This window comes from Rhodococcus sp. TAF43, from assembly GCF_052113525.1.
Classification (GTDB): Bacteria; Actinomycetota; Actinomycetes; order Mycobacteriales; family Mycobacteriaceae; genus Prescottella.
In genome coordinates, this window is record NZ_JBFRDL010000026.1 from 61941 (window position 1) to 85548 (window position 23608).

General features: G+C 66.9%; 18 protein-coding genes and 4 pseudogenes. 14 read left to right on the forward strand and 8 right to left on the reverse strand.

From position 1 onward, the window contains the following. Positions 1 to 316 precede the first annotated feature (316 nt). Positions 317 to 2125, reverse strand: coding sequence for a 2-isopropylmalate synthase (leuA, locus tag AB4Z09_RS17155; protein ID WP_174907778.1), 1809 nt, complete (start codon positions 2123 to 2125; stop codon positions 317 to 319). A gap of 228 nt (positions 2126 to 2353) precedes the next feature. Between leuA and AB4Z09_RS17160 the strand changes: the two genes are divergently transcribed. From AB4Z09_RS17160 to AB4Z09_RS17175, 4 genes and pseudogenes are all read left to right on the forward strand, one after another. Continuing rightward, positions 2354 to 2710 carry a hypothetical protein gene (locus tag AB4Z09_RS17160; RefSeq protein WP_442240264.1) on the forward strand — a complete coding sequence of 119 codons (357 nt, stop codon included), beginning with the start codon at positions 2354 to 2356 and terminating at the stop codon, positions 2708 to 2710. Positions 2711 to 2894: 184 nt separating this feature from the next. Further along, positions 2895 to 3380, forward strand: a pseudogene (locus tag AB4Z09_RS17165) (SulP family inorganic anion transporter); the annotation flags it as partial. Positions 3381 to 3468: 88 nt separating this feature from the next. Further along, positions 3469 to 3627, forward strand: a pseudogene (locus AB4Z09_RS17170) (hypothetical protein); the annotation flags it as partial. Between the two features lie 73 nt (positions 3628 to 3700). Then, positions 3701 to 4471 carry a SulP family inorganic anion transporter gene (locus AB4Z09_RS17175; RefSeq protein WP_442240265.1) on the forward strand — a complete coding sequence of 257 codons (771 nt, stop codon included), beginning with the start codon at positions 3701 to 3703 and terminating at the stop codon, positions 4469 to 4471. Between the two features lie 31 nt (positions 4472 to 4502). Here the strand turns inward: AB4Z09_RS17175 and AB4Z09_RS17180 are convergent, their stop codons facing one another. From AB4Z09_RS17180 to AB4Z09_RS17190, 3 genes and pseudogenes are all read right to left on the reverse strand, one after another. Further along, positions 4503 to 4736 (reverse strand): hypothetical protein, encoded by a 234-nt coding sequence (locus AB4Z09_RS17180; RefSeq protein ID WP_174907780.1) that lies wholly within the window; start codon positions 4734 to 4736, stop codon positions 4503 to 4505. Positions 4737 to 4849: 113 nt separating this feature from the next. Continuing rightward, complete coding sequence (locus tag AB4Z09_RS17185) at positions 4850 to 7405, reverse strand: LuxR C-terminal-related transcriptional regulator (RefSeq protein WP_442240266.1); 2556 nt, start codon at positions 7403 to 7405, stop codon at positions 4850 to 4852. Positions 7406 to 7583: 178 nt separating this feature from the next. Then, a pseudogene (locus AB4Z09_RS17190) lies at positions 7584 to 9412 on the reverse strand (arylsulfatase); the annotation flags it as partial. Between the two features lie 126 nt (positions 9413 to 9538). On the opposite strand from AB4Z09_RS17190, the gene AB4Z09_RS17195 reads away from it, so the two are divergent. From AB4Z09_RS17195 to AB4Z09_RS17225, 7 genes and pseudogenes are all read left to right on the forward strand, one after another. Then, the gene (locus AB4Z09_RS17195; protein WP_442240267.1) at positions 9539 to 11254 is read left to right on the forward strand and encodes a SulP family inorganic anion transporter; all 1716 of its coding nucleotides are present in this window, start codon (positions 9539 to 9541) and stop codon (positions 11252 to 11254) included. A gap of 102 nt (positions 11255 to 11356) precedes the next feature. Further along, positions 11357 to 13555, forward strand: a pseudogene (locus AB4Z09_RS17200) (arylsulfatase). A 34-nt stretch (positions 13556 to 13589) separates the two neighbouring features. Then, positions 13590 to 14522: a hypothetical protein gene (locus AB4Z09_RS17205; protein ID WP_442240268.1), complete on the forward strand. Its 933-nt coding sequence runs from the start codon at positions 13590 to 13592 to the stop codon at positions 14520 to 14522. Positions 14523 to 14582: 60 nt separating this feature from the next. Next, positions 14583 to 14870, forward strand: a complete 288-nt coding sequence (locus AB4Z09_RS17210; RefSeq protein ID WP_442240269.1) for a DUF1214 domain-containing protein — start codon at positions 14583 to 14585, stop codon at positions 14868 to 14870. Further along, positions 14836 to 14988, forward strand: coding sequence for a DUF1214 domain-containing protein (locus tag AB4Z09_RS17215; protein ID WP_442240273.1), 153 nt, complete (start codon positions 14836 to 14838; stop codon positions 14986 to 14988). Before AB4Z09_RS17210 ends, AB4Z09_RS17215 begins: the two co-directional genes overlap by 35 nt. 10 nt (positions 14989 to 14998) lie before the next feature. Further along, positions 14999 to 15985: a SulP family inorganic anion transporter gene (locus AB4Z09_RS17220; RefSeq protein ID WP_442240270.1), complete on the forward strand. Its 987-nt coding sequence runs from the start codon at positions 14999 to 15001 to the stop codon at positions 15983 to 15985. A gap of 9 nt (positions 15986 to 15994) precedes the next feature. Further along, positions 15995 to 16576, forward strand: coding sequence for a hypothetical protein (locus tag AB4Z09_RS17225; protein WP_442240271.1), 582 nt, complete (start codon positions 15995 to 15997; stop codon positions 16574 to 16576). A gap of 4 nt (positions 16577 to 16580) precedes the next feature. Here AB4Z09_RS17225 and AB4Z09_RS17230 read toward each other — a convergent pair whose 3' ends face one another. The 3 genes from AB4Z09_RS17230 to AB4Z09_RS17240 form a co-directional block, all read right to left on the reverse strand. Then, positions 16581 to 17186 carry a hypothetical protein gene (locus AB4Z09_RS17230; RefSeq protein ID WP_442240272.1) on the reverse strand — a complete coding sequence of 202 codons (606 nt, stop codon included), beginning with the start codon at positions 17184 to 17186 and terminating at the stop codon, positions 16581 to 16583. A gap of 95 nt (positions 17187 to 17281) precedes the next feature. Then, positions 17282 to 17608 carry a putative quinol monooxygenase gene (locus AB4Z09_RS17235; RefSeq protein WP_114721189.1) on the reverse strand — a complete coding sequence of 109 codons (327 nt, stop codon included), beginning with the start codon at positions 17606 to 17608 and terminating at the stop codon, positions 17282 to 17284. 117 nt (positions 17609 to 17725) lie between these two features. Further along, complete coding sequence (locus tag AB4Z09_RS17240; protein ID WP_174907788.1) at positions 17726 to 18934, reverse strand: low temperature requirement protein A; 1209 nt, start codon at positions 18932 to 18934, stop codon at positions 17726 to 17728. A gap of 138 nt (positions 18935 to 19072) precedes the next feature. Between AB4Z09_RS17240 and AB4Z09_RS17245 the strand changes: the two genes are divergently transcribed. Both AB4Z09_RS17245 and AB4Z09_RS17250 read left to right on the forward strand, forming a co-directional pair. Further along, the gene (locus tag AB4Z09_RS17245) at positions 19073 to 20338 is read left to right on the forward strand and encodes an aspartate kinase (RefSeq protein ID WP_174907790.1); all 1266 of its coding nucleotides are present in this window, start codon (positions 19073 to 19075) and stop codon (positions 20336 to 20338) included. A gap of 6 nt (positions 20339 to 20344) precedes the next feature. Continuing rightward, positions 20345 to 21379 (forward strand): aspartate-semialdehyde dehydrogenase, encoded by a 1035-nt coding sequence (locus AB4Z09_RS17250; RefSeq protein ID WP_174907792.1) that lies wholly within the window; start codon positions 20345 to 20347, stop codon positions 21377 to 21379. A gap of 69 nt (positions 21380 to 21448) precedes the next feature. Here the strand turns inward: AB4Z09_RS17250 and AB4Z09_RS17255 are convergent, their stop codons facing one another. After that, positions 21449 to 21790, reverse strand: coding sequence for an Imm51 family immunity protein (locus AB4Z09_RS17255; protein ID WP_114721181.1), 342 nt, complete (start codon positions 21788 to 21790; stop codon positions 21449 to 21451). Positions 21791 to 21951: 161 nt separating this feature from the next. Here AB4Z09_RS17255 and AB4Z09_RS17260 point away from each other — a divergent pair, with 161 nt between their 5' ends. Further along, positions 21952 to 23472: an acyl-CoA carboxylase subunit beta gene (locus AB4Z09_RS17260; RefSeq protein ID WP_174907794.1), complete on the forward strand. Its 1521-nt coding sequence runs from the start codon at positions 21952 to 21954 to the stop codon at positions 23470 to 23472. Positions 23473 to 23608: the final 136 nt, after the last annotated feature.

Sequence of the window (23608 nt, forward strand, 5' to 3'; positions counted from 1 at the left end):
AACTGACTGTGACACAACGGCCGCCGCAATTGGGTCATTCGTTGTAGGTGAAATCCGCGTCACGATCTCGACGGCCGCGATTACCGTCGGATTCCGCGTTCGTCGGCCTCCCGCATCGGCCTGAGCGCCCACTCCTCGTCGGCTTCCGCGGAAACCCGCGGCTCGCGTCGAGGAATGGGCGCTCAGCTCAATTGCGGTGCGGTTGCGCCGCACGACCCAGGAGCGCCGCCGCGATACCCGCTACGAATCGGAATCCCATGCCGAAGAAGGGGCCGCACCCTCACGGATGCGGCCCCTCTCGAGGAGTTCGGAAAACTCAGTGCGCCCGGTTGACCGCCGAGACGACGGCCCGCAGCGACGCAGTGGTGATGGAGGTGGCGATGCCGACGCCCCAGACGACCTTGCTGGTGCCGTCGGGCAGGGTCACCGCGCACTCGACGTAGGCCGCGGCCTGGGCGTCGTCACCGGCGGACATCGCGTGCTCGGAGTAGTCCAGGACGCGGACGTCGAAGCCGATGGTGCCCAGTGCATCGACGAACGCGGCGAGCGGACCGTTGCCGGACCCGGAGATCTCCTGCTCGGCCCCGTTGACCTTGACGACCGCGGTGATCGCGTCGGTGCCGCCGTCCTCCTCGGACGCCGTCACCTTCTGGCGCATGCGCTCGAGCGGGTTGACCGGGGCCAGGTACTCCTCGGAGAACACGTCCCAGATCTCCTTCGGGGAGACCTCGCCGCCCTCTCCGTCGGTGATCTTCTGGACGGCCTGCGAGAACTCGATCTGCAGACGACGCGGCAGCTGCAGGCCGTGGTCGGCCTTCATGATGTAGGCGACGCCGCCCTTGCCGGACTGCGAGTTCACGCGGATCACGGCCTCGTAGGTGCGGCCCACGTCCTTGGGGTCGATCGGCAGGTAGGGGACCTCCCACACGATGTCGTCGACATCGGCGTTCTGGTCGTCGGCCGCGGCCTTCATCGCGTCCAGGCCCTTGTTGATCGCGTCCTGGTGGCTGCCCGAGAACGCGGTGTAGACCAGGTCGCCGCCGTACGGGTGCCGCTCGTGGACGGGCAGCTGGTTGCAGTACTCGACCGTGCGACGGATCTCGTCGATGTTCGAGAAGTCGATCTGCGGGTCGACGCCGCGCGTGAACATGTTCAGACCCAGTGTCACCAGGCACACGTTGCCGGTGCGCTCGCCGTTGCCGAACAGGCAGCCCTCGATGCGGTCGGCGCCGGCCTGGTAGCCCAGCTCGGCGGCCGCGACACCGGTGCCGCGGTCGTTGTGCGGGTGCAGGGACAGGATGATGCTGTCGCGCTTGGTCAGGTTGCGGTGCATCCACTCGATGGAGTCGGCGTACACGTTGGGCGTGGCCATCTCGACGGTGGCCGGCAGGTTGATGATCACCCGGTTGTCGGGGGTGGCGCCCAGGGTCTCGACGACCGCGTCGCACACCTCCTTGGCGTACGACAGCTCGGTGCCGGTGTACGACTCGGGCGAGTACTCCCAGCGCCAGTTGGTGTCGGGGTGGTTCTTCGCCTCCTCGAGCACCAGCGCGGCGGCGTCGGTGGCGATCTTCTTGATCGCGTCCTTGTCGGCGCGGAACACGACGCGACGCTGCAGGATCGACGTCGAGTTGTAGAAGTGCACGATCACGTTCTTCGCGCCGTCGCAGGCCTCGAAGGTGCGCTTGATCAGCTCGGGACGGGACTGCGTCAGCACCTGGATGGTGACGTCGTCCGGGATCGCGTTGTCCTCGATGATCTCGCGGACGAAGTCGAAGTCCGTCTGGCTCGCGGACGGGAAGCCGACCTCGATCTCCTTGTAGCCCATCCGGACCAGCAGCTCGAACATGCGGCGCTTGCGGGCGGGGCTCATCGGGTCGATCAGGGCCTGGTTGCCGTCGCGCAGGTCCACGGCGCACCACTGCGGGGCGCGGTCGATGACCTTGTCGGGCCAGCTGCGATCCGGCAGCGAGACAGTCTCGACCTCTTCACCGAACGAGCGGTAGCGGAAAGTCGGCATCGACGAGTTCTTCTGGGTGTTCCAGATCGGCTGGTCAGCAGGCGCCGGCTTGGACGGCGGAGTGATGGTGCGCGATCCGGAAGTAAAGGCGTCAGCGGGGGACATGGGATTGATCTCCAAGTTCGAATGTGGACTTTATGAGTCCGACAGCTGAGTCGACCGGCGCACGAGAGAACCCCGCGACGGGAAGCCAGTCTGGATCAGACCCCGCCGCGGCACCCAAGGAGGAGTGCGCGCTGCATAGCTGGCACTGTACTCCTGCGTCTCTCCAGCACGCGCGGAGTGGGGAGCAAATTCACACCGAGGGCGGGGTCGACGTGGTCGACTGTGCGCATGACAGCACAGCTCGACGCGGCCCGCTCGTATGTGGCCGCCCTGCTCAGCCACGACGGAGATTCGGTGCCGTACGCGCCGAACGCGGTGCGTTACGAGGTGGGCCTCAAGACGGGCCTTTCAGGAAACCACCTGCGCCGCAGCCTTTCGCGTGGCCCACAGTTCCGGGTGATCCGCGCAATCCGTGACGAGCAGTATCGAGTGGAGGGCGACGAGGTAGTGGCCGACTACCTGATCGACGCCGGCATGTTCGGTCGCACACTCGCCACCGCGCACGTTCACGAGACGTTCGTCATCCCCGCCGACGACCCGCGCATCCACCGGATCGAGGCGAAGATTCGACTGGTCGGCCGGTAGACGCGCTGGACATCATCCGCGGCGAGTGAGGACGCGGACCGCTCCGCTGCGCAGACTGGCCGACATGTCCGATGTGCGCGGGGCGGTGCGGGGATGGATTCGTGCGCGTCTCCCGGAGCGGAAGTCCTTCAAGGCCGACTTCGTCGCGGGAATCCCCGGTGCGATCAGCAGCGTGCCCGACGGCATGGCGTCCGGTGTGCTTGCCGGCGTGAGCCCGGTCCACGGGCTCTACGCGAGCTTCGCGGGTCCCCTCTTCGGTGGTATGCAGACCAGCACCAAGCTGATGGTGATCACCACCACCAGCGCCGCCGCCCTGGCCGCGGGATCGGCGGTGGCCGACATCCCCGAAGAGGACCGGTCCGGGGCGTTGATCCTGCTCACGCTGATGGCCGGTGTCGTGATGGTCGCGGCAGCGCTGCTGCGCCTCGGCCGCTACACGCGATTCGTCTCGCACTCGGTGATGACCGGTTTCCTCACCGGCATCGCGGTGAACATCGTGCTCGGGCAGGTCCCCGGTCTCGCGGGCGCCGACGCGAGCGGGTCCGTCGCGGTCGCCAAGTTCTTCGACGTGGTGTCCAACCCGTCGAGCATCGACTGGCGTTCCCTGGTGACGGGCGTGACGGCGCTGCTGCTGTCCGTGGTCCTCGCCCGCACGCGACTGGCGCTGTTCGGCGCGCTGATCGCGCTGATCGCGCTGATCGCGCTGGTCGTGCCGAGTGCGATCGTGATCGGGTTCGGCTGGGGCACTCGTGGACCGTGTGTCCGACGTCGGCACCATCCCCACCGGCCTGCCGCTACCCAGCCTGCCCGATCTGGGGCTCTTGTCACCCTCGCTGGTGAGTGGGGCACTCGCGGTCGCGGTGATCGTGCTCGTGCAGGGCGCCGGGGTGGCCGAGGCGGCACCGAACCTGGACGGCAGCCGGTCGCAGGCTGACGTGGACTTCTCGGCGCAGGGCATCGGCAACATCGGCTCGGCCTTCTTTCGGGGGCATGCCGGTCGCCGGCTCGGTCGGGCAGACGGCGCTCAACGAGACCGCGGGCGCGCGCAGCCGCTGGGGCGCCGTCTGGTCGGGCATCTGGATGCTCATCATCCTGGTGTTGTTCTCGGGGCTGGTCGGGAAGGTGCCGATGCCGACGCTCGCCGCGGTGCTGGTGTTCGCCGCGGTCGGCTCCATCCGGCCGAGCCGGATCCGGACGATCCTGCAGTCCGGCCCGAGCTCGCAGATCGCGCTTGCGACCACCTTCGTTGCGACACTGTTTCTTCCGGTGACCGCCGCGGTCGGAATCGGCGTAGCGCTGTCTTTGCTGTTACAGCTCAACCAGGAGGCCATCGACCTGTCGGTGGTGGAACTGGTGCCCGGTTCGGACGGCGCTCTGCGCGAGCAGCCCGCCCCGCGCGCCCTGGCCGACGGGCAGATCGTCGTCCTCGACGTCTACGGCAGCCTCTTCTATGCCGGCGCCCGGACACTGCAGGCTCGGCTGCCCGATCCGGGTGGAGCGGTGAATCCGGAAGTGATCCTGCAACTTCGGGGTCGTACCACGCTGGGTGCGACGTTCTTCTCCGTCGTCCGTGACTACGCGAAGCGCCTCGACGCAGCCGGTGGGCGGGTGTATCTGAGCGGCGTCGGCGAGGGCGCCTCGCGGTACTGGGACGACGAGCGGTTGGCCGGTCAGGGAATCGCGTTGGAGATCTACCCGTCGACCGACACCATCGGGGAGTCGACGCGTTCGCCGCGGCGGAGAATCGCCTGGTGCGGGTGACCGAACGCCACGACGGTTGAGCTGAAACGACTCAGTCCGGCAGGCGCCGCATCTCGATGACGGTGAGTCCCAACGAGTCGAATCGCGCGAGCATGCCACGCAGTTCGGTGGGGCTGCGGACGGGGCCGTAGAGGGTGGTGTGGGCGCGAGCCGTCTCGGACACCTGCAGTTCCGGAAAAGCCGCGAGAACCCGTTCGGACAGTTCACCACCGACGAGGAACGCGTAACGCACGGTGGCCGGCCAGCCCGGATCGGATTGCGCCATGACGCCTCCCTCGGCATGTCAGGTGAACTGCCCCGACCGGGTCGCGGAACCCGGTCTTCCGAGGATGCCGTCGTGCGGTCCGGGTCACCTCACCCATCGATGGTGAATCCCGATCAGAGCAGTCCGCGCGTGTGCGCGGCGGCGACCGCGTCGCGCCGGGTGGTGACGCCGAGTTTGCGGTAGATCCCGCGCAGGTGGGTCTTGACGGTGTTCACCGATACGCAGAGGTCGTTCGCAATCTGCTCGGCAGTTCGCCACGACGGAAGTTCGCCGAGCAGTTCGAGTTCCCGGGGAGTCAGCGCCTCGGTGGGCCCCGACTCGCGGGCCGGGAGCGACGCGACGACGCGATCCGCGAAACCTCCGAGGTGTCCGAATCTGCCTTGGCTGTTCAGTAGCAGGTCTCGAATTGACGGGTCGACGTCATGGAACGGGCGCAGCACCGACTCGGGTTCGGCGAGTCGCAGCGCCTCCGCCAAGGAGGAGTGGGTACGAGCGCGGTGTCCGCGCCGGTGCGCCGCCACGGCCTCGGCGAGCCACGCAGTGATCAGGTTCGTTGCTGCAATGCACATCAGGTTGCCGTCGAGCACCGGGACGAGCAGCTTCCGGGCCCGCTCGAGGTGCTGGTCGTGCAGGTGCGCGAGCGCATCGATCACGACCGCGTCCCCGGTCCCGGGGAGCGCGACAGCGGAACGGGCGACGCATTCGTTGGCCCACTGTGATTCGCCCCCAAGCAGATAGGCCGAATGGATCGAGGGCAATACAGCGGCCGCGATGCCCGGCGGCGGCCGGTGTCGACTCGATCCGCCACCCGCATGGATCGCGGCCACCGACCCGTGTCGATCCTGCGACGTGGCGAGTCCGAACAGGGCGGCGAGGGACGATGCGGCCCGGGCCAGGTCGGTGTCGAGGTCCACCAGCGCCACCGTGGCAGTGCCGGCGGACTCGGTCGCGTCCTCGAGCCGGATCCATCGGCACCACGCGCCGAGCAGGACTGCCAGGTGGGTCTCGACATCGTGCGTCAGCTCCGCGTCGCGGCCCAGTTCGACTGCCTCGTCAGCGAATTCTGCTGCCTCGGAAACCCTGCCGCGACAGACGGATGCCGCCGCGAGGGCGGCGAGAGCATGCAGTACCGTGCGCGGGCTCCGGCCGGCCCGCGCGTGCGCGAGCGCTCGGCGCAGCGGGCCTTCGGCCCCAGCGGCGTCTCCCTGGTAGAGCCGCCCACGCCCCAGTTGGAGCAGGACGAACGCGTCCAGTTCGGGATCGCCGGTGGTCCCGGCATCGACGAGGGACAGGCGCGCGAGTGCGGGAGTGAGGTCGCCGGTCCGGATCGCCGCCTGCACGCGCAGGGATTCATGGAGCAGACGCTGACGATCCGCGGTTCCATCGAGCGGCGGCCAACTCGGTTCCAGCGCTGCAAGTGTGGACTCGGCGGCAGGTGTGTTGCCGATGGCAAGGGCGGCCGCGGCGTCCGCCAGTCGGGCCGCGGGATGATCCCGCACCGACCTCGACGCTCGCGCGAGGAGCCGTTGGACGGTCTCACCATGGCCGTTCTGCACCAGGGTGAGGCCGGATTCGGACAGGACCCCGACTACGTGGTCGTGATCGCCGGCGTTGATGCCGTGTTCGAGTGAGAGCAGAGCATCGCCGAACTCGGTGTACCACTGGGCGGTTGCCTGCTCCAGTTGTGCCACAGCCTTCGCGCCGAGGCGCGTCGTTTCCGCGCGCAGGTAGCTTCGGAGGAGCGGGTGGTATCGAAAGACTGTGGGGGACTCCTCGATCCGGCTGAGGAGGCAGTTCTGATGCTCGAGTCGATCAGTGATGTCGTGTGCATCGGTGTAGCCGGTGAGCTGTTCGGCCAGTGCGACAGTGAAGGTGGCGGGTACCGATGTGTAGAGCAGGAACTCGCGTTCTCGGGGTTCGAGCCCTTCGAGGACCTGTTCGAAGAGGTAGTCCGCCACCGCGCGTCGATCGCCGGTGAAGTTGGCGATCAGTCCGGCGGGATCGGGGTGGCCTGCGAGCGACATTCCCGCCAGTCTCAATCCTGCCGCCCACCCCTCGGTGCGTTTCATCAGCGCGGCGAGATCAGTATCAGGAAGGTGCACATCGTGTTCGGTCAGCAGTTCGGCAGCTTCGTCCGCGGTGAAGGCGAGATCCCGGAAGTCGAGGTCGAACACCTTGCCGTCGAGTCGCAGGCGCTGAACGGCAAGGGGCGGTTCGAATCTGCCGGCGATGACGATTCGGAGGCGGGCAGGGGGAGCGCGCAGGAACGACTCGAGATCCGCGAGCGCATCGGGGTCGTGCAGCAGGTGTGCGTCGTCGATGACGAGGCGGATCGGATCGGCGAACTGTCTCAGCGCCTCACCGATCGGAAACCGTTGCGCGGGAGACGGCGGCGGCAATCCCCGGCAGATGCGGCGCAACTCGGGATCGCCCGCGTTGACGAGCGCTGCGACGAGCGTGTCGTGCAGTACGTGCGAGTCGTTGTCGTGGTCGTCGACCGTGGCCCAGGCGGTGATCGGTTGTCCACCGTCGCTGCGCGCTCGACGAGCCCAGCCGGACAGTAGGGTGGTTTTCCCTGAACCTGCAGGGGCGCAGGCCAAAGCGACGTGCACGGCGGCCGGACCCTCGAAGGCGGCGTCGAGCGCATCCGCGAGCCGTTCCCGAAACACGATCCGATCGCTCCGGAACGCTGGAATATCAGCGCCCGCAGCGCAACTCCTGACCTGCGCGATCGACACCCGACATGCCTCCCACATAACGAGCCCTCACCCGAGAGGGCTCCCGGGTGAACCCCACGTAGCGCCCGAAGCTTAACGCGGGCAGGCGATTTTTCGCGCGATATGTCTCTCAATCTCTGGCCATTGCGGCCTGCAGRTGCTTTTCGACGTCGACATACGCGTCGTCGGCGACGTCGAAGACCACCTTGACGATCCGGCCACCTCGATACTCGAAGCGGCCGGTGTAGTCGCTGGTCACGGCATCGCCACTGTCGTAGCCGATGCACAGGCCCTCACCGCACAGGGAGAAGTGGCCGGTCATCGTGCGAATCTCCGCGGACGCGACCTCCGTGCCGTCGATATGGAGGGCGGCGGGTCCGTAGGACTCGTGATGTTCACCCGTCCGTTCCTTGCGGAAGTCGACCCCGATGATGTGGTGGCCGGCCCGAGGCGCCGGTGCCTCCACCACCTGCACGTCTCCCACACCGAGGAAGTTGTAGACGTACCGGACCGCGCCGTCCTTGATGTACAGCGCGTGGCCGCCGAACCGCGAACCGTGCGCGAAGATCACGCCCTCGGTGTCGGTCTCGGTGTGTACCTCGGAGAGGACCTTGAACGACACGCCGTGCGTGTTCGCCGCCGATCGCTCTGCGATCTCGCTGGTGTCGGGGTAATAGATGTACTGGCCACTCGGCGGCACCGGGACGTTGAACTCGAGCTTCAGGAAGGTCTCGAGGTCTTTACCCACCACGAGCAGATCGTTGAGGGGCAGTACCTTGTTGACCTTCGCCTCCTCCATCCACAACGCGGACAACTCCTGCACCATCTCGGGATGATCTGCCGACAGGTCGCGCGCTTCGGAGCGGTCCTGGTCGGTGTGGAAGAGCTGCCACTTGTCCCGGTCGAAGTTGCTCATGCCGCTCATCGGGCCATGTTCGGTGACGGCCTTCCATCCGTCGTGCCGGATTGCGCGGTTGCCGAACATCTCGTAGTACTGCGTTCGCTTGCGGGTCGGCGCATCCCCGTCGTCGAACGAGTATCGCATCGACACCCCGGACAGGGGACTCTGCTTCACACCGTTCACGACGTCCGGCACGGCGACACCGCACGCCTCGAGAATGGTCGGAACGATATCGGTGCAGTGGTGGTACTGGTCGCGAACCTCGCCGCGTGCCGCGATGCCCTTCGGCCACGAGATCACCAGCGGGTCGCAGATGCCGCCCTGGTACGTGTATCGCTTGAACATCCGGTAAGGCGTGGAGAATGCGACCGCCCACCCGGTCGGATAGTGGTTGTAGGTGTCGGGGCTGCCAAGCTTGTCGATGAGCGGGAGGTTGTCCGCGATCGTGTCGGGGTAGCCGTTGAAGAACTTCCCCTCGTTGACGGACCCGTTGGGACTGCCCTCTCCGGACGCACCGTTGTCGGCGGCATAGATCACGAGAGTGTTGTCGAGCTGGCCCGATTCCTCGAGGTAGTCGATGATCCGCCCGACCTGGGCGTCGGTGTATTCGGAGAATCCGGCGAACACCTCCGCCATCCGGCTGAAGAGTCTCTTCTCGTCGCCGTTGAGTGTGTCCCACGGCCGGACCGCATCACCCTCGGAGAACGTGCCCGGCGGCATCGGGTTGATCTCGGTGAGTTCGGTGTCCGCGGGAACGATGCCACGCTCGATCAGCCGGGGCAGCACCCATTCCCGGTACGCCTCGTAGCCGTCGTCGAACATGCCCTTGTACTTGTCGATGTACTCCTGCGGCGCGTGGTGCGGGGCATGGTTCGCGCCCGGGCAGAACCACAGGTACCAGGGCTTGTCCGGCTCCGTCTGCTTGGAATCCCGGATGAAGGCCGGCCGGTCAGGAAGCAGGACCTGGTGGGGGAGCACAGTGCCGTGGTGTGCCACTGGCTGTAGGTGAGTCCGTCGGCAGCGAGGCGGTCGAGGGTCGGCATGCTCACCCGATGCCCTCGAACTCCTTGGCCATGAGATCCTCCAGCACAGTGCGGTCATGGTTCGGTACAGGTCCGTTGTCGAGATAGTGGGCGCTACGGTGCGTTTCCTCTTCACCCGTCGTGTGTGAAGAGGAACTGGTGATGGCGACGGAGCATGGCGACGTGACGCCTACGAAACGGACATGGCCCGTCTTCGGCTCGTTGCAGTCCTACCGACGTGAGTGGATCCGCCCGGACGTGGTTGCCGGGCTGACGGTGTGGGCCGTGCTGGTGCCGGAAGCCCTCGCGTACGCCACCATTGCGGGCGTTCCCCCGGTAGTCGGTCTGTACGCCGCTGTCCCGGCTCTGATCCTGTATGCGGCAGCGGGCAGTTCGCGTCACCTCATAGTCGGGCCGATGTCGGCCACGGCCGCGTTGTCGGCAGCGATCATCGCGCCGCTGGCAGGTGCCGACGGTGGCAAGTACATCGCGCTGTCGACGGTCCTGGCGATCGCGACGGGAATCGTCGGGCTACTGGCCGGGTTGATCCGCCTCGGATTCATCGCGTCTTTCATCTCCGAGCCGGTGCTCAAGGGTTTCATCGTCGGCCTGGCGCTCACCATCATCATCGGTCAGGTCCCCAAGCTGTTCGGTGTCGAGAAGTCCGATGGCAACTTCTTCGAGCAGGCGTGGGGCGTGATCCGGCATCTCGGCGACACCGACTGGCGGACGCTGGTGGTCGGTGTGCTGAGTCTGGCGGTGGTGCTCGGCTTCAAACGGTGGCTACCGTTGGTTCCCGGTTCCCTGCTCGCCGTTCTGATCGGTATCGCCGCGGTCGGCGTCTTCGGCCTCGCCGATAAGGGCGTGACGATCGTCGGCCACATCGATTCGGGTCTGCCGTCGCTGGGACTGCCGTCCGGCGTGGGTTTCGACGATTACATCGACCTGCTGGGGCCGGCAGTAGGGGTGCTGCTCATCGGGTTCGCGGAGGGGCTCGGCGCTGCCAAGACTTATGCCGCGAAGGCCGGCTACGACGTGGACGCCAACCGGGAACTGATGGGTCTCGGCGCCGCCAACCTCGGTGCCGGCCTGGCGTCGGGGATGGTCGTCAACGGCAGCCTGTCCAAGACCGCCGTCAACGGCGGCGCTGGTGCCAAGTCGCAGGTCAGTGGGTTGATGGTGGCCGCGCTGACGATCTTGACGCTGTTGTTCCTGACCGGACTGTTCGAGAACCTGCCCGAGGCGACGCTGGCCGCGGTCGTGATCGCCGCGGTGATCGAGTTGGTGGACTTCGCGGCGCTGCGGCGCCTCTACGGGGTGTGGACCGAGCGGCTGGGGAGCATCTACGGCTATGCGGCGCGGGCCGACTTCGCCGCGGCGATCGCCGCGATGGCCGGCGTGCTGCTGTTCGACACGCTGCCGGGCCTGGTGACCGGCATAGGGGTGTCGATGCTGCTGCTGCTATACCGAGTGTCCCGCCCCCATGTGGCTGCGCTCGTCAAGCAGGACACCCTGTGGGTGGATGCCGAACGGCACTCGGAAATCCCGACCCGGGACGACGTTGTGGTCGTACGGGTCGAGGCGGGCCTGTTCTTCGCGAACTGTGACCACGTGAAGGCCCGCATCGAGGATCTGTGCACCGACCGCACCCGTGTCGTGGTGCTGGACGCCGAGACCTCGCCCTTCGTGGACGTCACCGCCGCGAAGATGTTGATGGAGCTTCGGGATGCGCTCGGTCGGAAGGGAATCGATCTTCGCGTCGCACGCGACATCGGCCAGTTCCGGGACACACTCGGCCGGGCTGCGACGGAGGGCCRGTCGGTGTCCGTGTACCCGACCGTCGCCGCCGCCCTGGCCGGGACCGGTGCGGACGCCTGAACGAGGTGCGGACACTCACCCGCGGTGGATGAAGCCGACGACGTGACGCGGTGCCTACGGTCACGGTAGGTGCGCGAATATATACGGAGAGGGATCAACACGATGAGCTTCGATCCGAACGATCTTCAGCGAGGGACGCTTCCGATTCCCGATCTCGCGTACACCGGCACCGTCACCTATGACGCGACCGATCCGGACACGAAGTTCCCGCCGATCCGGCGGCTGTTGCCTCCCGAGGGCGCGCCGAACGTGTTGGTCGTACTGATCGACGACGTGGGGTTCGGGGCCTCGAGCGCGTTCGGTGGTCCGATCGAGACGCCGAACTTCGAGCGGGTGGCCGCGCAGGGCCTCGAGTACACCCGGTTCCACACCACCGCGTTGTGCTCGCCTACCCGCGCGGCGCTGCTGTCCGGTCGCAACCACCACACCGTCGGCATGGGTGGCATCACCGAGATCGCCACCAGCGCACCGGGCTACAACTCGCTGCGGCCCAACAACTGCGCGCCCCTCGCGGAGACCCTGAAGCTCAACGGGTACAACACCGCCCAGTTCGGCAAGTGCCACGAGGTGCCGGTGTGGGAGGCCTCGGCGGTGGGTCCGTTCGACCACTGGCCGCACCCCCGAAGAGGGCTACCACTTCATGGGTGACATGACGGACAAGGCCATCGACTGGACGCGTCAGCAGAAGTCCCTCGCTCCGGACAAGCCGTTCATCACCTACTTCGCGCCCGGTGCGACGCACGCCCCGCACCACGTTCCCAAGGAGTGGGCGGACAAGCACCGCAGCCAGTTCGACCAGGGCTGGGATGTACTGCGCCAGGAGACATTCGAACGGCAGAAGGCGCTCGGAGTCATCCCGCAGGACGCGGTGCTCACCGAGCGCAGCCCCGGTATCCCCGCCTGGGACGAGATGAGCGAGACCATCAAGCCGGCCCTCGTCCGTCAGATGGAGGTGTACGCGGGCTTCCTCGACTACGCAGACCATCACGTCGGCCGTCTCCTGGACGCGCTCGAGGAGCTCGACGTGCTCGACGACACCCTCGTCTACGTGATCATCGGCGACAACGGGGCATCCGCCGAGGGGTCGATGCGCGGCACCACCAACGAGGGCTTCACGATCAACCACATGAATGAGATCGAGACCGAGGAGTACGTCGCCGCGCACATCGACGACATCGGGACCCCGAGCTCGTACAACCACTACGCGGTCGGCTGGGCGCACGCGATGGACACGCCCTACCAGTGGACCAAGCAGGTGGCCTCGCACTGGGGCGACACCCGCAACGGCACCATCGTCAGCTGGCCCAACGGTATTGCGGCGCGCGGAGAGATTCGCACCCAGTTCACCCACGCCATCGATGTTGCCCCGACGGTCCTGCAGGCCGCGGGGATTCCCGAGCCGACGACGGTGCACGGCGTCACCCAGCGCCCCTACGAGGGCGTCGCCATGAACCGTTCGCCGCGATCTACCACAAGGGCTGGACGGCGGTCGCGAAGCACAAGGACCCCTGGGTCGCGTCGGACCACGGCCTCGACGACGACGCGTGGGAGCTCTACAACGTGGAGGAGGACTGGACGCAGTCGCATGACCTGGCCGCCGAGTACCCGGACAAGCTCGCCCACCTGCAACGGCTGTTCCTCATCCAGGCCGCAAGGTTCAACGTGCTGCCGATGGACATCCGCTCGGCGGAACGGATGAACCCCGACATCGCGGGGCGGCCGGCGCTGATCACCGCGCAGAGCCAGACGTTCTACCGCGGCATGCGGCGCCTGAGCGAGAACTCGGCCATCAACATCAAGAACAAGTCCTTCACGGTCACAGCATCGGCCGAGGTGCCGGATGACGGCGTCAACGGGGTGATCATCGCGCAGGGCGGCGCCTACGGTGGTTGGTCGATCTACGCGCTCGACGGCAAGCTCGCCTTCGCCTACAACCTGCTCGGTATCGACACGGCCATCGTCCGTTCGGACACTTCGGTGGCACCCGGAAAGCAGGAACTGCGGGCGCATTTCGCGTACGACGGCGGGGGACTCGGCAAGGGCGGCACGGTCTCACTCTTCGCCGCTGATCAGAAGGTCGGCGAGGGCCGCGTGGAGCGGACCATCCCGTTCCAGTTCACCTTCGACGAGACCGTCGATGTCGGAGCGGATCTCGCCTCACCGGTGTCGCCCGACTACGGGGCAACCGGCAACGCGTTCACCGGAACCATCGACCGGGTGCGCATCGATCTCGGCGACGACGACCACGCGCACCTGGCCGACCCGGAGCATCTGATGAACATCGCGATGATGCAGCAGTAGAGCACCGACGACGGATCCAGGGAGAGGCGGCGGAATGAGTGACATCGAGTTGTACCTGCAGAGTTCGCCCATTGCGCGGGACGGCGAACTACTCGCCCGGGACGACGTCGGAAAGGTGTTCGACGAGCTGGACTTCCAGCTCGCGACCCAGTCCTATCTGTGGGCGTTGCCGTTGGTGTCGTGGGCGCAGTGGCAGAGCGTGCACGAGAACGTATTCGGCACCGCGCCTTCGGATCTCGTGGTGTACCGGACGTATCGGGATCGGCTGGGTCTCATCACCGCGAACGCGACGACGCCGTACATTCTCACCTTCTTCGAACTGAACCGGACCGGACCGATGGTGATCGGGGCCTTCCGCCGGGGCCGACCGCCGGTGGCTGCGCCGACTTCTGGCAGCGCGAGTTCGCGACGATGGGGGAGATGGGTCCCGACCGGGGAGAGGGCGGGCAGTATCTCGTGGTGGGGCCCGGCCAGCAGTCACCCCCCGGGAGACGGATTCCGGGTGCTGCAGTCGCCGATGATGCACGTGTTCTTCGGTTTCCGCACCCTCGATCCCGACCACGAGCGGTCCCGAACGCTCGTGGAAGCGGTTCGCGTCTACCCGTATGCGGAGCGCGAGAATCCGCCCCCGACCCGGCTGGTGTCACCGGACGGCCGGGAATGGTCCGGGATCCAACCCCGCGACCTCCGGTTCTGGGAACTGTTGCACGACGTCCTGCAGTCCGAACCGGTGGAGGAACGCGACCGATTTCCGATGGCCGGGTTGAAGCAGTTGGGCATAGAGAAGGGACAACCGTTCGCGCCGGACGAACGCCTGAGCAGCATCCTTCAGCGGGCGATCGACGCCGGCGAGATGTTCGCCCGGGCGAACGCGTTCGCGAAGCGGTTCCCGGGGTCGCAGTACTGGCCGGACCGCAAGTGGGACACCGCGATCGTGCTCGACAGTCCCACCCAGCGGGGCCGATAGCACGACGAACTGCTCGAACGCGCGTCGTGGTTCTACGAGGCCGTGTCATTCTCCATGGCGATGAAGAGCACCATGTCGGGTCTCGGACAGGCGTACCTGGGCGCGTACTTGGACGCCGACGGGAACTGGCTGGACGGCGGACGCGCGTACACGCTGCACGTTCCGGCCGGTGTGCCGGCGAAGCTGTTCTGGTCCGCGACGGTGTACGACGTCGATACCCGGTGCCTGGTCGATAACGAGCAGGGCCGCGGCGATCGCAGGCGATGGCGTACGCGACCATCGCGGACATGCCGGTGCAGATCGGCCTGTCGACCTGTACTTCGGGCCCACCGCGCCTCCGAGCTGTGAATCCAACTGGGTGCAGACCATTCCCGACCGTCACTGGTTCTGCTATTTCCGGCTGTACGGCCCGCTCGAGCCGTACTTCGACCGCAGCTGGAAACTCGGCGACATCACCGGACTGTAGTGGAGGCGCGTTGACCGCAGTTCTCGCACCGACGCTCGCCGGCTACCGGAGGAGTTGGCTTCGCGCCGACGTGGTTGCCGGACTGAGTGCCGGTGCCGTCGTGATTCCGCAGGCGAGGGCGTACGCGACCATCGCGGACATGCCGGTGCAGATCGGCCTGTACACGTGCATGGTGCCGATGATCGTGTACGCGCTGCTCGGTGGATCCCGCACCGCCAGCGTGAGCACGACGTCGACCATCGCGACACTCACGGCCTCGACCCTGATCGGTGCGGGCATCGCATCCGGATCGGACGACGCCCAGACCGCGCTGATGATACTGACCCTGATGGTGGGCGTGATCCTGATCGCGGCTCGGGTACTGAAGCTCGGGGCGATCATCGAGAACATCAGCGAGGCAACGCTGTCCGGGATCAAGGCCGGCGTCGGCCTGACGGTGGCCGCGAGCCAGTTGCCGAAGCTGCTGCGCATCGAGTTCTGGGTGGCCGCGGTGACTGCGGTGATCGGTCTGACCGCGGGACTGCTGCCGGCGGTGCTCGTGGGCGTCGTCATGACGCTGTATCTCGTTTTGCGCGAGCTCAACCGTCCCCACATTTCGCAGTTGGTGAGGGATCTGGACGGCATCTGGACCGCGGTCGATCCGGACGGGCCACCGATCGCGTCGGATCCGCTGGTGCTCCGGATAGATCTGGGGCTCTACACCGCGAACGTGCGCGCCAATACGCGCGAGATCAGTAGGCGGGTCACCACCGCGGCCAGCTCGCCGCGTGCGGTCGTGCTGGACTGTTCGCGGCTGTACCAGGTCACGACGACGGTTATGAAGAACTTCGTCGATCTCACCCGGGAACTGTCCGACGCCGGAGTGACCGTCTACTTCGCGGCAGTGCCGCCGCAGAACCTGGCGACCGTCCGCCGAACCGTCCTCGGTCGCGACTACGAGTCGCAGGGTCGGATGTTCGATACGGTCGAGGCGGCCGCCCGCACGTTGAGCGATTGACCGGGGCGCGTGACGCCCGGGTTGTTCGGTGTCGATGTCACAACCATTCGGCCCGAACGCCGCTACACCGGCCGCTCGGATATCTACCGTCCGCAGTATGTCGTTCCGATCATCGGTGATGCGGGTCCGGCCGGGAGTGCGGTCGTGGTGACACGGGTGCTGGTCGGCGTGGTCGTCATCGCGGCGCTGTGCGGATTCGGGTTCGCGTTCTACCGGGTGGTGTCCGATTTGCCGCAGACGGAGACGAGTCGTCCGATGGTGAAGGAGACATTCACGATCGGCGGGCAGCCGACCACGTGCGAAGGTCTCTTCGGATCGTGCGACTTCAACCTGCAAACCTCGTTCAACCAGTGGGGGCGGAATCTGGACGTGTTCGGGGACGCGCCCACCCTGGGGCCGTACGGCCGAGAGATCGGCTTCCCGGCGTCGGCGAAGCTGGGGTTGCAGACGTGCGAGATCGCGAGGGCGCCGGGGCGGACCTACCTCGAGTTTCTCGACCTCGCGCACGTCGAGCACCCCGAAGCGACCAGCCCCCAGCTCTTTCCGTTCTGGGACCTGGCCGCCCGGGAACTCTGCCCGATACCGCGGTGACGGGCTACTGGTGCTTGAGCACTGCCGCGAGCGCATCCTCGGGATCGATGAGGTGGCTGTGGTCGTCGTCGCCGAGTTCGATGTCGGCCCAGTCGATTCGGCCGGTGAACTTGCCGCGCGGTGACTTGTAGCCCTCGTATACCGGCATCCCGGTGTCGACTCCGACGTCGAGTCCCTCGTCGAACGAGAAGTAGAGCGGGTGCGTGCGCGGCACCCGAGCGCTACCGGATTCGTCCCCGTCGATGTACAGCGTTGCCGTGCCGCCCTTGCCGATTCCGTCCCCGTCGTAGGTGAACTCGACGCGGACCTGATGCTGTCCCGGCGTGAGCGAATCGTCGGACAATGCGGTGGTGCGCTGCAGTCCGCAGTAGTTGTAGTGATACCCGAGTTTCCCGCCCTCGGTGAACAGACACCACCCGCCGGTTCGTCCGCCCTGCGTGACGATGACACCGTCGGCGCCGGTCTCAGGCACCTGAACCTGTGCGGTCAGTGAAAAGCTCCGGTTCTTGATGTTGATCGCGACGTTTTCGTTCAACCGGGTCATCCCCTCGAACAGCCGCAGCTTGTCACCCTGGACCAGGGTCGGCCGGCCGGCGATGGCCGGGTTCATTCGTTCCGCAGCGCGATCGTCGAGCGGCCCTGACAGCGCGACTGTGGCGTAGATTCCATCGCCCGAAGCCCGTCGCCTGGCGGCCAGATCGGGATCTACTGTTCGATCTCGAGTTCGCCCATGAGCGACCAGTCGACGCCGGGAATCTCGGTGTTGACGATGCGCGGAGTCTCGCGCAGTGCCGGACGCATCGCATCCAAGCCGTTCCTGAAATGCGCGGAACCGACGTGGTCGGCGCCGGCCTGTCCGTCGCGGAACGCCTCGATCAGGACGAACTGAGTGGGACTGTCCACACTGCGGGTCCATTCGAACCAGAGATTTCCCGGTTCGGCCCGCGTCGCCTCGGTGAATTCCCGGGTGATCTCGAGCCAGTTGTCCCGGTGCTCGTCGAGGACTTCGAACTTCACCACGATGAAGATCACGATGACTCCAGTCTGCTCGTCAACGGATGACGGACACGCGGCCCACGCTTGCGGTCACGAAGTCAGTATCGGTCGTGAGCGGCGTCGCAATCAATGCCGCAACGTCGAACGCGGCGTTCAGGGCGTTCGGTGCGAACGCAATTCCCGCCGTGGCTCGGCGAACCGGAAGAACTCGAATGTGATGAGCGCGAGCAGGACCGCGGTGAGTACACCCAGCGTCGCGAGGGCCGGCAGGTGCCACACGATGGGGATGAGGCCGAGCAAGACGATCACCGTCACGATCCGGGGCACACTCAGCAGCCCGGCTCCGTACTTCTTGAAGAACACCAACGCCGCGACGTACAGCGCGGCACCACCGAACAGCGCCACGAGTGGCCACCCGGTCAGCGGGTCCGTCAACCGGTGATGGTTGCCGTCGCCCACGTAGTAGAGGATCTTCTTCAACCCCAGCGAGAGCATCACGATGCCGATCACCATCGGCAGGTGCGCATAGCTGTAGCAGCCCTGGGCGATGAGGATGCGTCGGCGCCCGTCGGATTCCTCGAACGCGTGCTCCACCATGAGCGAGGTGACGTCGAAGTATGCCCACCACAGCAGCGACGAYACCGCCAGGCCGAGGAGAGACGCGACGATGATCGCCCACGTGATCGGCAGGCTTGCGACACCGATCCCGATCGAGACGATGGACTCGCCCAGCGCGACGATGACGATCAGCCCGTGCCGTTCAGCGAAGTGGCTGACCGATCGCAGCCGCCAGCCGGTGCCGCCGATCAGGGTGCCGAGGTAGTCGCCGGCGAGGGCGAGGAACCACATGACCGTCTGCCACGGCCCGGTCAGCTGCGACGCGATCAGCAGGAAGGTGGTGCCTGCGAGCATCGACGGTACGAACCGCATCACCTGGCCGCGTAGCTGCGGATCCTCGCGACTGATCACCAGGAACATCAGGATGTGCAGCGCGCGGACCACGAAGTAGCCGATCGCGAAGACCACGGGCCCGTCGAGGCCGCCGGGTAGGTCGTCGAACGCCTCGGGGATCGTCAGGGCGACGATGAACACGGCGGACATCGCCGCGAGCATCACCACCCGGACGACGCCCTCGTCGGCCCGCACGAGGTTCGCGAGCCACGAGTAGCCCACCCAGCTCCACCACAGCACGGCCATCACCAGCACGCCGTGCAGAAGGTTGATCCCGCTGGGATCTGCCGACATCAGGTCCGTCACCCGGGTGAGCGCGAAGACGAACACCAGGTCGAAGAACAGCTCCAGCGGCGAGACGGACGCCCGTTCCTCGGTGGGGCGGGTACTCAGGCGTCGAGTGAGGTCCACGGCGACGATGCTTCCACCGACGGAGCCGACGTGCGCCCCGAAACCAATGGCCGGGACGGCCCTGCACCGGATCGGACGCTCGTCGGTAAGCTCGACAGCTGGACTTGCATCAATCCATCTACCCGGAGGTACACACGCGTGGCTCTCGTCGTCCAGAAGTACGGGGGATCCTCGGTCTCGAGTGCCGAGCGCATCCGACGCGTCGCTGAACGGATCGTCGAGACGAAGAAGGCGGGCAATGATGTCGTCGTGGTCGTCTCGGCGATGGGCGACACGACCGACGAACTGCTCGACCTCGCGCAGCAGGTGTGCCCGGTGCCGCCGGCTCGCGAGATGGACATGCTGCTCACCTCGGGCGAGCGCATCTCCAACGCCCTCGTCGCGATGGCGATCCACTCCCTCGGCGCGCAGGCTCGATCGTTCACCGGCTCGCAGGCCGGCGTCATCACGACCGGCAGCCACGGCAACGCCAAGATCATCGACGTCACGCCGGGCCGCGTCCGCGCTGCACTCGACGAGGGCTCGATCGTTCTGGTCGCCGGCTTCCAGGGCGTCAGCCAGGACAGCAAGGACGTCACCACACTCGGCCGTGGCGGCTCCGACACCACCGCCGTCGCGCTGGCCGCGGCCCTGAAGGCCGACGTCTGCGAGATCTACACCGACGTCGACGGTGTCTTCACCGCCGACCCGCGCATCGTGCCCGACGCGCAGCGCCTCGACACCGTCTCCTTCGAGGAGATGTTGGAGATGGCCGCGTGCGGCGCCAAGGTGCTCATGCTGCGCTGCGTCGAGTACGCCCGCCGCTACAACGTGCCCGTGCACGTCCGCTCGTCATACACGACCAAGCCCGGAACGATCGTGTCCGGATCGATGGAGGACATTCCCGTGGAAGAAGCCCTGATCACCGGTGTTGCCCACGACCGCGGCGAAGCCAAGGTCACCGTCGTCGGCCTGCCCGATACCCCGGGCCACGCCGCCAAGCTCTTCCGCGCGGTAGCCGACGCCGAGATCAACATCGACATGGTGCTGCAGAACATCTCCAAGGTCGAGACCGGCAAGACCGACATCACGTTCACGCTGCCCAAGTCCGACGGCCCGCGCGCGGTCGAGAAGCTGACGGCGCTGCAGTCGGAGATCGGCTTCACGCAGATCCTGTTCGACGACCTCATCGGCAAGGTGTCGCTCGTCGGCGCCGGCATGAAGAGCCACCCGGGCGTCACCGCCAAGTTCTGCGAGGCACTCGCGGACGCCGACGTCAACATCGACCTGATCTCGACGTCGGAGATCCGCATCTCGGTGCTCGTCAAGGACACCGATCTGGACGACGCCGTGCGCGCGATCCACGCAGCTTTCGAACTCGGCGGCGAGGAAGAGGCCGTCGTACACGCAGGAACGGGACGGTAATTCGAGATGACCACCATCGCTGTCGTCGGTGCCACCGGTCAGGTCGGCATCGTCATGCGCACCCTGCTCGAGGAGCGCAACTTCCCCGCCGACAAGGTCCGCTTCTTCGCGTCCGCGCGCTCGGCCGGCAAGACGCTGCCGTTCCGTGGGGAGCAAATTGTCGTGGAAGATGCTGCGGACGTGTCCGATGAAGACCTGAAGGGCATCGACATCGCGCTGTTCTCGGCCGGTGCCACGCTCTCGCGTGCGCAGGCCCCGCGGTTCGCCGCGGCCGGTGCGATCGTCGTCGACAACTCGTCGGCGTGGCGCAAGGACCCCGAGGTTCCCCTCGTGGTCAGCGAGGTCAACCCGGAGGAGACCAAGAACCCGCCGAAGGGCATCATCGCCAACCCGAACTGCACCACGATGGCCGCGATGCCGGTCCTCAAGGTGCTGCACGACGAGGCGGGCCTGCAGCGCCTGATCGTCAGCAGCTACCAGGCGGTCTCCGGCAGCGGCATCGCCGGTGTCGAGGAGCTCGTCGGCCAGGTCCGCGCCGTCGCCGACGACGCCGAGAAGCTGGTGCACTCCGGCTCGGCCGTCGACTTCCCGGCCCCCGACAAGTACGTCGCGCCCATCGCGTTCAACGTGGTGCCGCTCGCCGGCGCGCTCGTCGACGACGGCAGCGGCGAGACCGACGAGGACCAGAAGCTCCGCAACGAGAGCCGCAAGATCCTCGGCCTGCCGGACCTGCTGGTGTCGGGTACGTGCGTGCGCGTGCCGGTCGTCACCGGTCACTCGCTCGCGATCAACGCCGAGTTCGAGCGTCCGCTGTCGGTGGAGCGCGCCCAGGAACTGCTGGCCGCCGCCCCCGGCGTCGAGCTGGTGGACGTGCCGAACCCGCTGGCTGCTGCCGGCGGTGACGTCTCCCTCGTCGGCCGGATCCGCCAGGATCCGGGTGCGCCCGAGGGCCGCGGTCTGGCGCTGTTCGTCTCGGGCGACAACCTGCGGAAGGGCGCGGCGCTCAACACGATCCAGATCGCCGAGCTGCTGGTCCGCTAGGGACACATCTGATCCGAAGATGCCCTGTACCGATCGCGGTACAGGGCATCTTCTGTTTCGGGGTCTTCGTCAGTCGAGTTCGGAAATGGCGACCAGCCCGCCGAGATATTCGGAATCCGAGTACGCCTTGGCCAGCAGTGCGCCGAGCTCGGCGAGAGCCTCGTGGTCGGGACCGTACGCGACGAACATTCCGGCCTCGGGATCGGTGCGGAAGCGTTCTTCCAGGTGGGGTGCGTCGCGCCCCACCACCGCGTGGGCCACCGAGGCCCAGTCGTATCCGGAACCGTCGAAACCCTCCACCTGCTCGAAGATCGCGGCCACCTTGCCGAAATGCTGGTCCGTCAGCATCAGCGACCAGTTACCCGGTGACGTCTCGAAAAGCTGCAGTGGCTCGATCGAAGGTGATGTCATGGGTGCATTGAAGCAGAACCGACCGACAGGTGTGTCTCGTCGGCCGCCGGATCGCCTCCGTCGGCGAGTCCTGATGCCGCCGAGTGTAATTCGACGTAGGTTGGCCTCGACGGTGGCCGATGGTGATCCGGCTCACGCGCGGGATCGAGAGGGTATCGACGATGGACGCTGGGAACAGTCGGGACTGGGCGCCGCTCCTGGAACGTCTGGCTGACCGTAAGTCGGCGGCGCGGGCAATGGGCGGCAGCGAGAAGGTCACCCGCTACCGGGCGACGGGACGACTCGATGCGCGCGCCCGGATCGAGTACCTGCTGGACCCGCAGTCGTTCGACGAACTCGGCCTGCTCGCGGGCGACGGCATTCCCTCCGACGCGTTCGTCGCCGGATCGGGTCTGGTCGACGGACGTCCGATCATGGTCGGCGCCGAGGACTTCACCGTCGCCGGCGGGTCCATCGGCACCGCGGCCGCCTCCAAGCGGACGCGCGCAGCCCAACTGGCACTGCGCAACCGGGTCCCGCTGGTGATGATGCTCGAGGGCGCGGGACATCGCGCGACCAACGCGCTCGAGCGGAACCGACCCGCACCCAACGACCTGCAGGCCATGGCGGACCTCTCCGGGCTGGTGCCGACGGTCGCGATCGTGACGGGACCGTCGGCCGGTCACGGGGCCCTCGCCGCGCCGCTGTCCGACTTCGTGATCATGATCGCCGGGCACGGCGCGCTGTTCACGGCCGGGCCGCCGTTGGTGGCGGCGTCCACCGGCGAGCAGATCGACAAACAAGCACTCGGCGGGCCGCAGGTCGCGATCGACGCCTCCGGTGTCGCCCACAATCTCGCCGACTCCGACGAGGCCGCGCTCGCTCTCGCCGGCCGGTACCTGTCGTACTTTCCGAGCAGCGCGTGGCAGCGGCCGCCGTGGGTGGGTCCCGAGGGCGGCAACCACGACGTGGGGGAGCGTGCACTACCGGAACTGCTGGACCTGGTCCCGGTGAACCAGAAGCGCCCCTACGACATGCGTGCCGTCATCGACCGACTGGCCGACGCCGGCACGGTCACCGAGATCCAGCCCACCTACGGGAAATCGATCATCACGGCGCTCGCGCGCATCGGCGGGCACTCGGTCGCGGTCGTCGCGAATCAGCCGAGTGTGATGGCGGGTTCGGTGACGGTCGAGGCCGCCGACAAGGCCGCGGGCTTCCTGCAGTTGGTGGGGGCGTTCCACCTGCCGGTGGTGTTCCTCGCGGACAATCCGGGGGTGATGGCGGGCAGTGCGTCCGAGAAGGCGGGCATCCTCAAGGCCAGCGCCCGGATGTTCGCCGCGCAGCACCGGTTGCGGACCCCCAAGTTCCACCTCACCGTCCGCAAGGCGTTCGGGTTCGGCAGTTCGGTGATGGGGATGAATCCGTACGACGACCAGTCCATGACGCTCGCGTTTCCCGCCGTCACCCTCGGCGGCATCCCCGCCGACGTCGGGGGCCGGACGGCGAAGGAGGACGACGAGACCCGGCGCGCGCTCGTCGAGAACGAGGCCTCCGGGCCGTGGGCGCTGGCGCAGACGCTGTTCTACGACGACGTCATCGACCCGCGCGAACTCCGCAACATCCTGATCCGCGGCCTGCGGACATCCACCCGCGACGGAGGCGGGATCGAACCCGTCGCGCACCACGGCTACCTGCGCTAGCTGTACCCGGTCAGGACGTTGGTAGCGGGCGTGTCGGCTTGATGTGAAGAGAACCTCCGAGTGGGGTGTGGCTTGTCTAAGGCCCACATCCGCTCGGAGGTTCTCGTGTCCCACCGTAATGCCCGAACCACATATC

Bases quoted from the DNA above. Each gene is read 5' to 3' on its own strand.
- leuA (WP_174907778.1), bottom strand. From the start codon at position 2,125: ATGTCCCCCGCTGACGCCTTTACTTCCGGATCGCGCACCATCACTCCG.
- AB4Z09_RS17180 (WP_174907780.1), bottom strand. From the start codon at position 4,736: ATGGCGCAATCCGATCCGGGCTGGCCGGCCACCGTGCGTTACGCGTTC.
- AB4Z09_RS17230 (WP_442240272.1), bottom strand. From the start codon at position 17,186: ATGAACCCGGCCATCGCCGGCCGGCCGACCCTGGTCCAGGGTGACAAG.
- AB4Z09_RS17205 (WP_442240268.1), top strand. From the start codon at position 13,590: ATGAGTGACATCGAGTTGTACCTGCAGAGTTCGCCCATTGCGCGGGAC.
- AB4Z09_RS17210 (WP_442240269.1), top strand. From the start codon at position 14,583: ATGAAGAGCACCATGTCGGGTCTCGGACAGGCGTACCTGGGCGCGTAC.
- AB4Z09_RS17260 (WP_174907794.1), top strand. From the start codon at position 21,952: ATGGACGCTGGGAACAGTCGGGACTGGGCGCCGCTCCTGGAACGTCTG.
- AB4Z09_RS17250 (WP_174907792.1), top strand. From the start codon at position 20,345: ATGACCACCATCGCTGTCGTCGGTGCCACCGGTCAGGTCGGCATCGTC.
- AB4Z09_RS17255 (WP_114721181.1), bottom strand. From the start codon at position 21,790: ATGACATCACCTTCGATCGAGCCACTGCAGCTTTTCGAGACGTCACCG.
- AB4Z09_RS17160 (WP_442240264.1), top strand. From the start codon at position 2,354: ATGACAGCACAGCTCGACGCGGCCCGCTCGTATGTGGCCGCCCTGCTC.
- AB4Z09_RS17175 (WP_442240265.1), top strand. From the start codon at position 3,701: ATGCCGGTCGCCGGCTCGGTCGGGCAGACGGCGCTCAACGAGACCGCG.